The 13516-nt window shown below is 61.1% G+C and carries 13 protein-coding genes; 5 read left to right on the plus strand and 8 right to left on the minus strand.

Annotated elements, in window-relative coordinates:
• Nucleotides 1-9: 9 nt before the first annotated feature.
• Both BLV09_RS18420 and BLV09_RS18425 read right to left on the minus strand, forming a co-directional pair.
• Nucleotides 10-741: an amino acid ABC transporter permease gene (locus BLV09_RS18420; RefSeq protein ID WP_146688361.1), complete on the minus strand. Its 732-nt coding sequence runs from the start codon at nucleotides 739-741 to the stop codon at nucleotides 10-12.
• Nucleotides 742-747: 6 nt separating this feature from the next.
• The gene (locus tag BLV09_RS18425) at nucleotides 748-1665 is read right to left on the minus strand and encodes an amino acid ABC transporter substrate-binding protein (RefSeq protein WP_146688362.1); all 918 of its coding nucleotides are present in this window, start codon (nucleotides 1663-1665) and stop codon (nucleotides 748-750) included.
• Between the two features lie 325 nt (nucleotides 1666-1990).
• Between BLV09_RS18425 and BLV09_RS18430 the strand changes: the two genes are divergently transcribed.
• Complete coding sequence (locus BLV09_RS18430; RefSeq protein WP_146688363.1) at nucleotides 1991-3376, plus strand: LLM class flavin-dependent oxidoreductase; 1386 nt, start codon at nucleotides 1991-1993, stop codon at nucleotides 3374-3376.
• Between the two features lie 151 nt (nucleotides 3377-3527).
• On the opposite strand, the gene BLV09_RS18435 is transcribed toward BLV09_RS18430, so the two are convergent.
• The 3 genes from BLV09_RS18435 to BLV09_RS18445 form a co-directional block, all read right to left on the minus strand.
• Nucleotides 3528-5192: a thiamine pyrophosphate-binding protein gene (locus tag BLV09_RS18435; protein ID WP_146688364.1), complete on the minus strand. Its 1665-nt coding sequence runs from the start codon at nucleotides 5190-5192 to the stop codon at nucleotides 3528-3530.
• Nucleotides 5193-5516: 324 nt separating this feature from the next.
• Nucleotides 5517-5999 carry a GFA family protein gene (locus BLV09_RS18440; protein ID WP_146688365.1) on the minus strand — a complete coding sequence of 161 codons (483 nt, stop codon included), beginning with the start codon at nucleotides 5997-5999 and terminating at the stop codon, nucleotides 5517-5519.
• 123 nt (nucleotides 6000-6122) lie between these two features.
• Nucleotides 6123-7250 carry an alkene reductase gene (locus tag BLV09_RS18445; protein WP_146688366.1) on the minus strand — a complete coding sequence of 376 codons (1128 nt, stop codon included), beginning with the start codon at nucleotides 7248-7250 and terminating at the stop codon, nucleotides 6123-6125.
• 108 nt (nucleotides 7251-7358) lie between these two features.
• Here BLV09_RS18445 and BLV09_RS18450 point away from each other — a divergent pair, with 108 nt between their 5' ends.
• Complete coding sequence (locus tag BLV09_RS18450) at nucleotides 7359-7742, plus strand: winged helix-turn-helix domain-containing protein (protein WP_146688367.1); 384 nt, start codon at nucleotides 7359-7361, stop codon at nucleotides 7740-7742.
• A gap of 78 nt (nucleotides 7743-7820) precedes the next feature.
• On the opposite strand, the gene BLV09_RS18455 is transcribed toward BLV09_RS18450, so the two are convergent.
• Nucleotides 7821-9317, minus strand: coding sequence for an aldehyde dehydrogenase family protein (locus tag BLV09_RS18455; RefSeq protein ID WP_146688368.1), 1497 nt, complete (start codon nucleotides 9315-9317; stop codon nucleotides 7821-7823).
• A 208-nt stretch (nucleotides 9318-9525) separates the two neighbouring features.
• Between BLV09_RS18455 and BLV09_RS18460 the strand changes: the two genes are divergently transcribed.
• Nucleotides 9526-10377, plus strand: a complete 852-nt coding sequence (locus tag BLV09_RS18460) for an SDR family NAD(P)-dependent oxidoreductase (protein ID WP_146688369.1) — start codon at nucleotides 9526-9528, stop codon at nucleotides 10375-10377.
• Nucleotides 10378-10456: 79 nt separating this feature from the next.
• On the opposite strand, the gene pqqA is transcribed toward BLV09_RS18460, so the two are convergent.
• Entirely contained in the window at nucleotides 10457-10537 is an 81-nt protein-coding gene (gene pqqA, locus BLV09_RS18465) for a pyrroloquinoline quinone precursor peptide PqqA (RefSeq protein WP_012029362.1), read from the minus strand.
• Between the two features lie 345 nt (nucleotides 10538-10882).
• Between pqqA and BLV09_RS18470 the strand changes: the two genes are divergently transcribed.
• A complete protein-coding gene (locus BLV09_RS18470; protein WP_146688370.1) occupies nucleotides 10883-12151 on the plus strand; it encodes a PQQ-dependent sugar dehydrogenase in 1269 nt (422 codons plus the stop codon).
• A 106-nt stretch (nucleotides 12152-12257) separates the two neighbouring features.
• Nucleotides 12258-12584 (plus strand): c-type cytochrome, encoded by a 327-nt coding sequence (locus tag BLV09_RS18475; RefSeq protein WP_146688371.1) that lies wholly within the window; start codon nucleotides 12258-12260, stop codon nucleotides 12582-12584.
• A 12-nt stretch (nucleotides 12585-12596) separates the two neighbouring features.
• Here BLV09_RS18475 and BLV09_RS18480 read toward each other — a convergent pair whose 3' ends face one another.
• A complete protein-coding gene (locus tag BLV09_RS18480; protein ID WP_167558784.1) occupies nucleotides 12597-13400 on the minus strand; it encodes a substrate-binding domain-containing protein in 804 nt (267 codons plus the stop codon).
• Between the last annotated feature and the right edge of the window lie 116 nt (nucleotides 13401-13516).

Below are 13516 nucleotides of genomic sequence, written 5' to 3' on the forward strand. Positions count from 1 at the left end.
GCGCGCGGCTCACTTCCCGCTGATGTAACCGGGGACCGCCAATCCGCGCTCGAGCAGGCGCATGGCGATAACGACGACGACATTGATCAGGAGATACAGCGCCGTTGCGGCGGTGAAGGATTCGAACACCTGAAAGGAAAATTCCTGCATCGACCGTGCCGCGCCGGTCAGTTCGACCAGGCCGATCGTGATCGCCACCGAGGTATTCTTGATGGTGTTGAGAAACTCGGAAGTCAGCGGCGGCATGATGATGCGGAACGCCATTGGCAGCAGCACATAGCGATAGGCCTGCGCCGTCGTCAGGCCAAGCGCGGTGGCGGCGAGCTTTTGTCCGCGCGGCAGCGATCCGATGCCCGCCCTCAATTGCTCGGCGACGCGCGCCGACATGAATAGTCCGATGCCGATCGCCGCCGTATAGAACGGCGCGTTAGGGAACTGCTTCAGCCAAAGTCCGCCTGCCCGCGGCAACAGCTCCGGCAACACAAAGAACCAGAGAAACAACTGCACCAATAGCGGCATGTTGCGGAAGAATTCGACATAGACAAAGCCAATCCGAGACGCGGTCTTCGACGGCAAGGTGCGCATGACGCCGACGATCGATCCGAATACGAGCGCAATGATCCAGGCGCAGATCGCGGTCTCGATCGTCACCACCAGTCCCGACAACAGCATGTGAAGATAGGTGCCGGTCCCATCGGGGGCCGGCTCCCAGAAAATGCGCCAGTTCCAGTGATAGTTCACGAAGCCTTACATCGCCGTGTAGGAAGCGGGGTCAGGCGAATCCGATGGCTTGGCGAATTCGTGCTTGAGCTCCGGTCCGATCGGCGTGTTGAGATTCAATCCCTTCGGCGGGATCTTCTGCATGAACCACTTGTCATAGAGCTTCTGACCTTCGCCACTCTGGTAGAGCTCCGCGGTCGCGGCATCGACCACCTTCTTGAAGGCGGGATCATCCCGGCGCAGCATGATGCCGTAGGGTTCGGGCTTCGAGAAGGCATCCGTCGAAATGACATACGCGTCCGGATCCTTCGACCCGGCAACGAGGCTTGCCAGCAGGATGTCATCCATCACGAACGCTACGGCGCGATCGGTCTCGACCATCAAAAACGCTTCGGCGTGATCCTTGGCTGCGATCACGTTGACGCCGAGGTTGCGCGCGACATTAGCCTCGGTCAGTTGCTTGATATTAGTGGTGCCTGCGGTCGAGACCACCGACTTGCCTTTTAGATCGTCGATCGAGTTGATCTTGCCGGCTTTCTTGGAGACGAAGCGACTCGCGGTCAGGAAGTGGGTGTTGGTGAAGGCGATCTGCTTCTGACGCTCGGCATTGTTGGTGGTCGAACCGCATTCGAGGTCGATGGTGCCGTTAGCCAGCAGCGGAATGCGGGTCGATGACGTCACCGGATTGAGCTTGACCTCGAGCTTGTCGAGCTTCAGCTCCTTTTTCACGGCGTCGACGATTTTGTAGCAAATGTCCATGGCGAAGCCGATCGGCTTCTGATTATCGTCCAGATAAGAAAACGGTATCGAGGAATCGCGAAAGCCTAAGGTGATCGCGCCGGTTTCCTTGATGTTTTTCAGCGTACCTGTCAGTTCTTCGGCATTCGCCTGCCCCATGAAGAATGCCGCGGCGAGCGTAAGGCCAATCATGCGCTGGTGTTTCATTCGTGCTCTCCTTGCTGGGATATCCTGGGTCGAAAAGCCTTGACTGCTGCTCCCAATGGTCAGGCTGACCGGCTGGTTGCCTGCATAGATCGAGCCAACGCAAAGCGTTGCGATGTTTGGACGTCATTCTGGGCTATAAAATCGGCCGATGACAAGGGATGCGCCGAGCGTTTCGGGTGCTCGCCGTACTAATTGCCTAGAGCGATTTGCTCCCCCAGCGACTTCTCAGAGGCGGCTACCGCCGTCGCTTGATGCGACCGGGCTGGAATGCCATTGTCAGGGCGGGGAAATCGCGGCTCTTTGGGCCTCAAAAGCTGTTTCAATCATGACAAAAGAAATACGGCTCAACGCCTTCGCCATGAACTGCGTGGCGCATCAATCGCCGGGGCTATGGACCCATCCGCGCGACCGCACCGCCGACTACAATCGGCTGCCCTATTGGACTCATCTGGCGAGAACGCTGGAGCGCGGACGGTTCGACGGGCTGTTTCTTGCCGACGTGCTCGGCGTCTATGACGTGTTCGGCGGCAGTCCGGACGCGGCACTGCGCAACGCCACGCAAACGCCGGCCAATGAACCCTTGCTGCTGATTCCGGCGATGGCGGCTGTGACCGAGAACCTCGGCTTCGGAGTTACCAGCAATCTGTCCTATGAACCGCCCTACCCGTTCGCGCGGCGGATGTCGACGCTCGATCATCTCACGGAGGGGCGGATCGGATGGAACGTGGTGACGGGCTATCTCGACAGCGCGGCCCGCGGCGCCGGCAAGGACAAGCAGACCGCGCATGACGACCGCTACGATGTCGCCGACGAATATATGGAGGTGGTCTACAAGCTCTGGGAAGGAAGCTGGGAAGACGATGCGGCGCTGCGCGACCGCGCCCGGAGCATCTTTGTCGACCCTTCGAAAGTGCATCGCATCCAGCATGAGGGAAAGAATTATCGGCTCGATGCCATTCACTTGAGCGAGCCGTCGCCGCAGCGCACGCCGGTGCTGTACCAGGCCGGCACCTCGCCACGCGGACGGCAATTCGCCGCCCGGCACGCCGAATGCGTGTTCATGTCGGGCCCATCGGCCAAGGTCATCGCGCCGCGTGTCGCGGCCATTCGCACCCTCGCCGCGGAGTTCGGCCGCAACCCGGCTGAAATCCTGATGTTCAGCATGATGACGATCATCCTCGGACGCACCGAAGCCGAAGCTGCGGCTAAATACGCCGAGTATCGCCGACACATCAGCGCCGAGGGTGCGCTCACGCTGATGTCCGGCTGGACCGGCGTCGATTTCTCGACCTACGATCTCGATCAGGAAGTGCGCCACGTCCAGAACGACGCCGGCCGCACTGCGATGGACAACATCACCCGCGCCGATCCGGATCGGGTCTGGACCGTGCGCGAGGTTGCCGAGCACGTCGGTATCGGCGGCATCGGCCCTGTGGTGGTTGGCACGCCCGATAAAGTCGCCGACGATATTGAGGCCTGGTTCGAGCAGACCGATGTCGATGGCCTCAACGTCGCCTTTGCGATCTCGCCCGGCGATTTTGAGGATATCAGCGACATGCTGGTCCCGGAATTGACTAAGCGTGGACGCTACAAGAGCGCCTACCGAACAGGCACGTTGCGGGAGAAACTGTTCGGCCAAGGCCGCGCACGGCTCGCCGCGCCGCATCCGGCAGCACAATATCGGCCGCAGGCGGCAAGAGCTGCGGAATAAGTTTTGGATTGATGTCATCGTGGGCGAAGTGAAGTGACGCAGCCCACCTGTCCGTCATTCCGGGATGGTGCGCTAGCACCAGACCCGGAATCTCGAGATTCCGGGTTCGATACTTCGCATCGCCCCGGAATGACAGTTAGATAAATCGCGATCAATTCACCGAATTATTGACCACCACCTCGATCAATTTCGTTCCAGGCCTGCTGAACGCCGACGACAATGTGGACTTCAACTCCTTGGGGTCGGTGACCTTGATTGCCTCCAGCCCGAGCGATTTTGCGATACCGGTGAAATCCACCGGCGGATCGACAAAATCCATGCCGACATAATGATCGTCGCCGTGAAACGCCAGCAACCGCTGCTTGATGATGCGATAGCCGCCATTGTTCACGATGATGAAAGTCAGCGGCAGCTTGTGATTGGCCGCGGTCCACAGCGCCTGGATCGAATACATCGAACTGCCGTCGCCGGAGAAGCACACCACCGGCCGGTCGGGATTTGCCAGGCTCACACCGACCGAAGCCGGAAGTCCCCAGCCGATGCCGCCGGATGCAAGCGCGTGATAACCGTAGCGATCGCGGTGCGGACGCAGCGCGGTTATCTGTCGCGAGGATGTCAGGCCTTCATCGACAAGAATGGCATTCTCGGGCATCGCTTCGACCACCTGCAACGCCAACCAGTCCGGATCGATCGGCGAGCGATCCCTTGCTTTGGATATCTCTTCGACCAGCACCTTGCGCCGCACGGTCCAGTTCTTCGACGCCAGCGCGGCGATACCCTGTTTGGCGCGGGCTTCGAGCGCTGAGCCGCCCGCGGCCTTCAGTGCCGGGATCAATGCACGGAGCGTTTCCTTCACATCGGCTTTCAGCGCGATCTCGGCGCCATAATTCTTGGCAAGGTCCCAGTCGACCAGGCCGACCTGAACGATGGACATCCCATCGGGCAACGGGTCGACCTCGCTATAGACAGACATGCGCAAGGGATCGGCGCCAAGCACGATCATCAGATCGTACGGCGACAGCACGTCGCGAACCTGCTTCTGCAGGCGTGACAGCGCGCCCATGAAGCACGGGCTTTCCGACAGGAATTGCGCGCCATAAGGCGTCGAGCACTGATAGGCGGGAGCGCCGAGCGTCGCCGCCAGCGCAGCGGCTTCCTGCAGCGCATCGCTTTTCACGATCTCGTCGCCCGCGATGATGACCGGATTTTGCGCCCGGAGGATACGCTGCGCCAGCGCCTGCAAGGATTCATCGGAAGGCCTGACGCGCGCATCAACGCGGGTCGAGCGGCCGAGTTCGATGCCGGCTTCCGCGTTGAGGATATCACCGGGCAGCGAAATAAACACCGGCCCGGTCGGCGGCGTGGTCGCGATCTTGGCGGCGCGGCGCACGATACGTGGCAGGTCTTCCAGACGCGTGACTTCGACGGCCCATTTCACCAACGGCTCGGCCATCTGCACCAGCGGCCCGTACAGCACCGGCTCCATCAACCCATGACCCTGCTCCTGCTGGCCGGCAGTCAGGATCATCGGCGTGCCCGTGAACTTGGCATTGAACAGCGAACCCATCGCATTGCCGAGCCCCGGCGCGACGTGGACGTTGCAGGCGACGAGGCGCCCGGAGGCGCGGCTGTAGCCATCGGCGATCGCGACCACCAGGCTTTCCTGCATCGCCATCACATAGGTGAGATCGGGATGATCCTTGAGGGCGTGCATGATCGGCAGCTCGGTGGTGCCGGGATTGCCGAACAGATGCGTAATTCCCTCGTCCTTGAGCAAGGCGAGGAACGCCGAGCGCCCGGTGATGCGATTCTTCATATGTCTCCTCCAGCCCGCGGCCGTTGCCGCCGGGATCGGCGACAACATGGCCGATCTCCGAGGGTAAGATCAATGGAGGCCAATCATGGCTGCCCTGCGCTGCCGGGAGCGATGGCACCCGCCAAGGTGCGGTCAGGACCAGGAATGCATAAAACAGGCAGGATCTTTTGGGGCGCGCTCACCTCGCCGCCGATCGGGCCTGGCTCAATACGACCTGCGAAACTCGCGACCGCCGCGCAACGGCTCGATCGGGCTTTTGCGGGTTTGGAGGGATACGAAATGAGGGCAGGCTAACCGGCGCATAAAATTCAACAGAGACGTTGGCTAGAACATCCCTTCACGGTCGATGCGCTTCTTCTTTTTCGAACGTTGCCAGACCACACCGGGAAAACCTTTCAGCGGCACCAGCGGCTCGCCGGTATAGGCCCATTCCTGCAATTCCTCGATCGCGAGATGGTAGAGCGGTTGCCGGCCGGTCCGGGCCGAGAGCAGCGCGCGCGAAATATTCACCATGTGTGGTGAACGCGCACGTTCGTAAAACAGCGGCGTGCCGCAATGCGCACAGAAACTCCGTGCGATCTTTGAAGTCTTGTCCTCGTAACGGGTGATATTGGCGTCGCCTTTGGTGATGCGGAATCGTTTGCGCCAGCTTCCGACATAGGTGGCGTAAGCAGCGCCATGCGCGCGGCGGCTTGCTGCCGAATGATCGTGAAAGGCCCAGCGGGCCGGGACATCGATCTCGAAGCAGACCTTGCCGCACAGGCATTGGCCGGTCGCGATACCTGCTGTTCTGGCTGCTTTTGCCATTTACGTTCCTCGTCATTCCGGGGCGATGCGGTAGCATCGAACCCGGAATCTCGAGGTTCCGGGTTCGCTCGTTTCACTCGCGCCCCGGAACGACGGCCTCATCCGTATCGCCTCGCAGTGACGTCACGCCTGCTCCAGTTCGTCATGCTCAGGATAATCGGTATAGCCCGTCTCCTCGCCCCCATAGAAAGTTGCCCGATTGTAGGGCGTCAGCTGGTATCCGCGCGCGAGGCGGCGCGGCAAATCCGGGTTTGAAATGAAGATACGCCCGAACGCGATCGCATCGGCGTGACCGGCGGCAATCGCGGCTTCCGCGGTTTCGCCGGTAAAACCGCCGGCGGTAATCAGCTTGCCGCTCCAGATCGGCCGAAACAGCACCATCGCCGAAGGCACGTTCTGATGGTTGACCTCGGCCCGCCCTGCCCCGCTTGAGCGCGGCTCGATGAAATGCAGATAGGCAAGACCAAGCGGATCGAGCGACTTGATGACATGGGTGTAAAGCGGCATCGGATCGGCCTCGCCGCTGTCGTTGGCGATGCCATAGGGCGACAGCCGCACGCCGACGCGGTCGGCGCCCCAGATTTCGATCACGGCACGCGTGACCTCCATCAGGAAGCGCGCGCGGTTCTCGATCGATCCGCCATATTGGTCGGTGCGCAGATTGGTGCGCGATTGCAGGAATTGTTCGATCAGATAGCCATTGGCGCCATGGATTTCGACGCCATCGAACCCGGCCGCGAGCGCGTTGCGCGCGCCTTGCCGATAGGCCTCGATGACGCTCGCGATCTCGCCGGTCTCGAGCGCCCGGGGCGTCTCATATTGCGCGGGCTTTCCGTCCGCCGTCATCGTCTTCAGTTCTGCCGAGATCGGCACCGCCGACGGCGCAACCGGCAAGGCACCTCCGGGCTGCAACGAGGAATGCGAGACGCGCCCGACATGCCAGAGCTGGAGGAAGATCACACCACCCTTGTCATGAACTGCATCGACAACCTGGCGCCAGCCGTCGATCTGCGCGTCCGAATAAATGCCGGGGACGCCGGGATTGCCGAATCCCGTCGCTATGACCGGCGAGGCTTCCGCGATGATCAGGCCGCCCGGCGTGGCGCGCTGGCTGTAATATTCCACATTGAGCGGCCGCGGCGCGAGGCTCGGTTTCGCCGCCCGCATTCGCGTCAACGGCGCCATCACGATGCGATGCCTGAGCTGGTAGGGTCCGATCTGCAGCGGTGAAAACAGCAAAGGGTATTTCATGCCTGCCCCAAAAAGATTTTCTGTCGTCTGGATATGGTACCGGTTCATCTTGTTCGCAAAAGGCTTCAGTGGCAATCTGCCATCACAGACCGACAGAGCAAGTTATCCATGCAGAAATCCAGCGACAGGGCGCTTCCGTCCCTCAGTGTTCGCATCGACCTTGACGCGGAGGGCCGCATCGGGCCGGGCAAGATCCAGTTGCTGGAAAACATTCACGCCTGCGGCTCGATTTCGGCTGCCGGGCGCGCGATGGACATGTCCTATAAGCGGGCATGGGATCTGGTGGACGAGATCAATCGCATCTGCCGCCATGCCGCGGTCGAACGCCAGACCGGCGGCAAGAACGGCGGCGGCGCCGTGCTGACGCCATTCGGCGTCTCGCTGGTCGCGCGTTACCGCAAGATCGAGCGCGACGCGGCTAGCGCGGTCAAGAAGGAACTCGCGGCCTTGCGGTCCGACATCGGACGGCCGAAGAAAAGCGCAAGCCGGTAAGAATCGTATCGACGAGAAAAAGGAAAGGGAGTGGCAGCCAAAACCGCCACTCCCGAATGTAACAACGCTTGCGGTTGCCTAGCCGGTCTTGATCCAGACCGCCTTGACGTTGAGATATTCTTCCAGGTGCTGCTTGCCTGACTCACGGCCATAGCCGCTCATCTTATAGCCGCCGAACGGCACCGCTGGATCCATCGCCTGATAGCAATTGACCCAGACCGAGCCGGCGCGGAGCGCCTTCGCGACCTGATGCGCCTTGCTGACATTAGTGGTCCAGACACCGCTGCCCAACCCGAAGGACGTGGCATTGGCACGCTGGATCAGATCGTCGCCGTCCTTGAACGAAATCGCCGAAATCACCGGTCCGAAGATTTCTTCCTGCGCGATCCGCATGTTGTCCTGGACGTCGGCGAATACGGTCGGCGGCACGAAGTACCCCTTCGACAGCGCACCCTCGGTCAGCCTGGCGCCGCCGGCGAGCGCCTTGGCGCCTTCCTTCTGGCCGATGGCGAGGTAACCGGACACACGCTCCAACTGCTGCTCCGACACCAGCGGTCCGATCTGCGTATTGGGATCGAGGCCGTTGCCGACCTGCAGCTTCTTGCCATATTCGGCAACGCGGCCGACGAACTCGTCATAGATCTTGTGCTCGACGAACAGGCGGGTGCCTGCGCTGCAGATCTGGCCGGAATTGGCGAACACCGCCATCGCCGCGCCCGGGACCGCCTGATCGAGATCGGCATCGGCGAACACGATGTCAGGCGATTTGCCGCCAAGCTCGAGCGACACGCGCTTGAGGTTGCCGGCCGAAGCCCTGATGATCGACTGCCCCGTGACGTGCGAACCGGTGAAGGCGACCTTGTCGACACCGGAATGCGAGGCAAGGGCCGCGCCCGCGGTTTCGCCATATCCCGGCACCACGTTGACGACTCCAGGCGGAATGCCTGCTTCCATCGCGAGTTCCGCCAGACGTAATGAGGTCAGCGGCGCCTCTTCCGCCGGTTTGAGGATCACGGTGCAGCCGGTCGCGATCGCGGGGCCGATCTTCCAGACGCTGGCGCCGAGCGGACCGTTCCAGGGAATGATGGCGCCGACGACGCCGACGGGCTCCTTCAGCGTGTAGGAGAAGACCTCGCCGGGCAGCGAGTTCTCGATGGTCTCACCGAGCAGCGAGGTCGCCTGCCCCGCGTAATACCGGAGCATGCCGAGCACGCGCAGCTTGTTGCCGCGGGTGCGGCTGATCGGCGCGCCCATGTCGAGGGTGTCGAGCTGCGAAAGTTCTTCAAAATTCTTCTCGACCAGATCGGCGAGCTTGAGCAGCAGGGCCTGCCGCTCGAACGGCTTGACCTTGCTCCACGGTCCTTCGAAGGCGCGGCGTGCGGCGGCAACGGCGCGATTGATATCCTCCGCGTCGCCCTCGGCCACCGTCGCCAGCAATTCGCCGGTCGCGGGATTATGCGTCTCGAATTTCTTGCCGGAAGCAGCGTCCACCCATTTGCCGTCGATCAGCATTTTCTTGTAGGAACCATCCGCATAAGGATGGCGCGTTATCGGAATCGCTTGCGTCACAGCCATGTCTGCACTCCCTTGAGATCGACCGGTAATATATCGGCCGGCATTCGGATCGTTATATTCAAAATTGTACAACGGCTGCGCGAAACCGTAAAGCACGCTCGCCGTTTGTAGAGAGCGTCAAACGAAGACCTCCCATGCCGTTTCGTACGTGGCGGTCAGATCGTGTTAGCCTAGTTAGTGTTGCCACATTTTCGTCCGGAGAACGCCCGTGCCACATGCCGCGATTTCGCCAAACAATGTTGCCGTAATCACCGGAGGTGCTTCCGGCATTGGACTCGCCGCCGCGATACGGTTTGGCCGCCTCGGCATGAAAGTCTGCATCGCCGATCTCGGGACCAACCGCCTCGCCGAAGCTGCAACGAAATTGTCATCTGTGGCGACAGGCGGCCCCGACAGCATCATGGTGGCGGCCGTTGACGTCAGCCGTGCCGAAGACGTCGCGGGGCTGGAAAGCGCAGTACAAAAACGCTTCGGCGGCACCGATATCCTGATGAACAATGCCGGCGTTCAGCCCGGCAGCAAGATGTTCGGTCCATCGGAGAATTGGCAGCGCGTTCTCGCTGTCAACCTCTGGGGCGTCATCAACGGTTCGCAGGTGTTCGCACCGCACATGATCGAACGCGGGCGGCCGGGCCTGATCATCAATACCGGCTCCAAGCAGGGCATCACCACGCCTCCCGGCGACCCCGCCTACAACGTTTCCAAGGCGGGTGTGAAAGCCTTCACGGAAGCGCTGCAACACGAATTGCGAAACGCGGAAGGCAGCCAGATCAGCGCGCATCTGCTGATCCCCGGTTTCGTCTTCACCGGCCTTACCGCCAAGGGCCGCACCGAGAAGCCGGCCGGCGCCTGGACGCCGGAGCAGACCGTCGACTTCATGATCGAAGGTATCAACGCTGGGGATTTTTATATCCTGTGTCCGGACAATGATGTGCCGAGGAAGCTCGATGAGCGGCGCATCCTGTGGGCGGCGGGTGACATCGTCGAGAACCGGCCGGCACTTTCGCGATGGCATCCTGATTACGCGGAAGCTTTTGCTAAATTTGTGAAGAAGAAGTAGCTGAAAACGCCGCGACTCCAGCAACGGCAACACAAAATGTGTGGCGTTTCCGGAGCCGGGCCAGTGGTTGCGAAGTCTCTTACTTGCGCGCTGCGCAAGCGTACATGTTGATTTCCATGCCGACCGGCACTTCAACGATCTTCGGTGCTTTCCAGGCCATTTTGAGATCTCCAGCTGTTTGCGGCGTGAACGCCGAACGCCGGCGAAGCTACGTCCACGAGCGAAATATCGCAAGCGTGCGTTGCGGCATCGATCGTTCACCCTAGATAGCTAAACTAAGGAAATGCCGGTCGTCGAACTTCCGCTCCCGCTTTGAAAATGCGGAAGAATTACGGGCCCGGTCGCTCTCCACAGGCGACGCCGATCGCGTGACCGCCGGGCCGTCATTTCTTCCTCCATATAACGCCTGCCATTTGACAATACGCCTGACCAGCGCATTGATAGCGGTATTCCCCGACAGCGGGTGATCACCCGTTAGAATTGGGGGCATCCAAGGGAGGCATCCATGAAGCTTCATTTGCTAGCGACGGTGGCTATCTCAACGCTGGCCGCATGGCCGGCTGCTGCACAGCCGGCGCCGCCGGCTCCGAACGCACTCGACACATTAGGCGCGATGCATCAGACCGGCAGCACGGCTGATTGGCCTGAAGTCCCGCAGACCGGCCAGAAAGCCGATCAGGTCAAGCAAAACCTTACCAAAATCAAGCTGCCTCCGGGCTTCCACATCTCGCTCTACGCGCTGGTGCCGGACGCCCGCCATATTGCGGTCGGCCCGCAGGGCGTCGCAACCTTTGTGGGCACACGCAAGTCGAAGGTCTGGGTGGTGACCGATCGCTCGCGCGGCGGCGTGGGTGACGAGGTGAAGGAGTTCGCGCCGACCCTGCCGAAGAAAATTCCCAACGGCGTGTGCTTCTCGAAAGACGGCTTCCTGTACATCGCGGAGCAGAATCGCGTGCTGGAATACGCCGCCGCCGAGTTCTTCTATGAAAGCGCCGACGTCGTCGCAGGCGCCGTCGTACCCGAGGGCGAGCTGATCCCGAAATCCGAGGAGAGCTACAACCATACTGCGCGGGTCTGCAGAGTCGGACCGGACAACAAGCTCTATATTCAGCTGGGCCAACCCTACAACGTGCCGGCAAAGGACAAGTTCGACCTTTATCGCAAGGTCGGCATGGGCGGAATCATCCGCATGGATCGCGACGGCAAGAATCGCGAGGTCTACGCGGTGGGGCTCCGCAATCCGGTCGGCATGGACTTCAGCCCGAAGGACAAGTCGCTCTGGACCAACGACAACCAGGTCGACGGCATGGGTGACGAACAGCCGCCCGGTGAGATGGATCACATCACCGCGCCGGGTCAGGATTTCGGCTTTCCCTGGTATGGCGGTGGTCATACCCGGACCGTGGAGTACAAGAACGACACCCCGCCCGCCAATGTGGTGTTTCCTGAAGTCGAACAGGCGGCCCATGCGGCGGACCTCGGCCTCATCTTCTACACCGGCTCGATGTTCCCCAAGAAATATCAGGGCGCCATTTTCTCGACCCAGCATGGTTCCTGGAATCGGACCACGCCGGTTGGCGCACGGCTATTGGTCACCTACGTCAAGGAGGATGGCCATGTCGCGGGAAAATCCGAGCCGTTCGCGGAGGGCTGGAACGACAACGGCTATTATCTCGGCCGTCCCGTCGACGTCGCGCAATTGCCCGATGGCTCGCTGCTGGTCTCGGACGATCTCGTTGGTGCGCTGTATCGCATCTGGTACGACGGCAAATAATGATCTGAGATCGATGGATGGCTCCCTGATCGGGAGCCATTCACCTTTTCACGCGACAGGCTCACGAGGGTTTAAAGTGATTTCGCCACATCCAGGGACGACCCCGGTGATCGTCCGGCTGATTGCTTCGGTTTGTCTGCTCGCGGCAGGCGGCAGCATGTGCAGTGCCGGCGACATCAAGGCCGGCCGCACCAAGGCGCTGATGTGCCAGGCCTGTCATGGCCTCGACGGGCTATCGAAAACCCCGGACGCGCCGAACATCGCCGGTCAAACCGAGCCATATCTCGTTACCCAACTGCAGGCATTCAAATCCGGCACGCGAAAGAACGACGCGATGTCGGTGGTTGCGCCATCGCTGTCCGACGCCGATATCGAAGACCTCGCCGCCTATTTTTCGGCGATCGAGATCACCGTCGGCAAGCTCCCGCAATAGGCGCGATCTGGATTATGGCGCGGCCGGCAGCGCGACCGGAATAAAGCCATACGACTTCAGCGTCGCCTGCCCCTGCGGCGACAACAGATACATCGCGAAATCGGCGCCGCCGGGCTGCGCCTTGCGTGAGACCGTCAGGCCGTATTCGGGGCCGACGGAAAGCTCCGGCGGTAGTCCGACCGATTTGTAGTTCGGCGAGGTTCTGACGATCTCGCGTGCGCCTGAACAATAATAAATGAACAGATCGATCTGGTGATCATCGAGCGCGACCAGCAGTCGCGGACGCCCGTTGACTGGAGTCGTTATCGCGGGACCGCCGAATAATTGCTGCGCCTTACCGGAAAGCGTTTGGAAAGCGCCGGGCCGGATCGCGTCGATCTTGCGAAACATCTCCCAGGTGTAGTCGCCGGCCGGATCGGAAACCGGCGTCGATGTGCCTATCTTGATATCAGGCCTCAGCAGCGTCTCGACCAGACTGCCGCTGTCGACCACACTGTCGGCCATGGTCACGACGCACAGGGCATTGCGCGCGAACATCACGCTCGGACCGGATATACCGGCATCGGTCAGGACCTGCGCGTGAGGCAACGCGGCCGAAGCGAAGACATCGAACGCCTCGCCCTTTTGCAGACGTTCGCGCAGCACGCCGGATGGTCCCCACACTGGGGCGAAGCTGCTGCCGTATTGTTTGCTGAAATCGGCGAAAACAGCCGTGAAGGCGTCCTTCAGGCTGCCGGCCGCCATGACGCGGATATCTGTCGCGGACGCGGACGACGAAGCCAACCCAATCATGACCGCCACCAGCCAGGCACGCATGGAATTATTCCACGTCATTCCGGGATGGTCCGAAGGACCAGACCCGGAATCTCGCGATTCCGGGTTCGTGCTCCGCACGTCCCGGAATGACGATGCATGAAAATTGGCCCCGCGTC

The organism is Bradyrhizobium canariense, assembly GCF_900105125.1.
In the GTDB taxonomy this organism is placed as follows: domain Bacteria; phylum Pseudomonadota; class Alphaproteobacteria; order Rhizobiales; family Xanthobacteraceae; genus Bradyrhizobium; species Bradyrhizobium canariense_A.

Excerpts from the sequence above, each read along its gene's own strand:
- BLV09_RS18435 (WP_146688364.1), bottom strand. The coding sequence starts at position 5,192 with ATGAAGAATCGCATCACCGGGCGCTCGGCGTTCCTCGCCTTGCTCAAG.
- BLV09_RS18455 (WP_146688368.1), bottom strand. The coding sequence starts at position 9,317 with ATGGCTGTGACGCAAGCGATTCCGATAACGCGCCATCCTTATGCGGAT.
- BLV09_RS18480 (WP_167558784.1), bottom strand. The coding sequence starts at position 13,400 with ATGCGTGCCTGGCTGGTGGCGGTCATGATTGGGTTGGCTTCGTCGTCC.
- pqqA (WP_012029362.1), bottom strand. The coding sequence starts at position 10,537 with ATGGCCTGGAAAGCACCGAAGATCGTTGAAGTGCCGGTCGGCATGGAA.
- BLV09_RS18450 (WP_146688367.1), top strand. The coding sequence starts at position 7,359 with ATGCAGAAATCCAGCGACAGGGCGCTTCCGTCCCTCAGTGTTCGCATC.
- BLV09_RS18430 (WP_146688363.1), top strand. The coding sequence starts at position 1,991 with ATGACAAAAGAAATACGGCTCAACGCCTTCGCCATGAACTGCGTGGCG.
- BLV09_RS18445 (WP_146688366.1), bottom strand. The coding sequence starts at position 7,250 with ATGAAATACCCTTTGCTGTTTTCACCGCTGCAGATCGGACCCTACCAG.
- BLV09_RS18470 (WP_146688370.1), top strand. The coding sequence starts at position 10,883 with ATGAAGCTTCATTTGCTAGCGACGGTGGCTATCTCAACGCTGGCCGCA.
- BLV09_RS18425 (WP_146688362.1), bottom strand. The coding sequence starts at position 1,665 with ATGAAACACCAGCGCATGATTGGCCTTACGCTCGCCGCGGCATTCTTC.
- BLV09_RS18440 (WP_146688365.1), bottom strand. The coding sequence starts at position 5,999 with ATGGCAAAAGCAGCCAGAACAGCAGGTATCGCGACCGGCCAATGCCTG.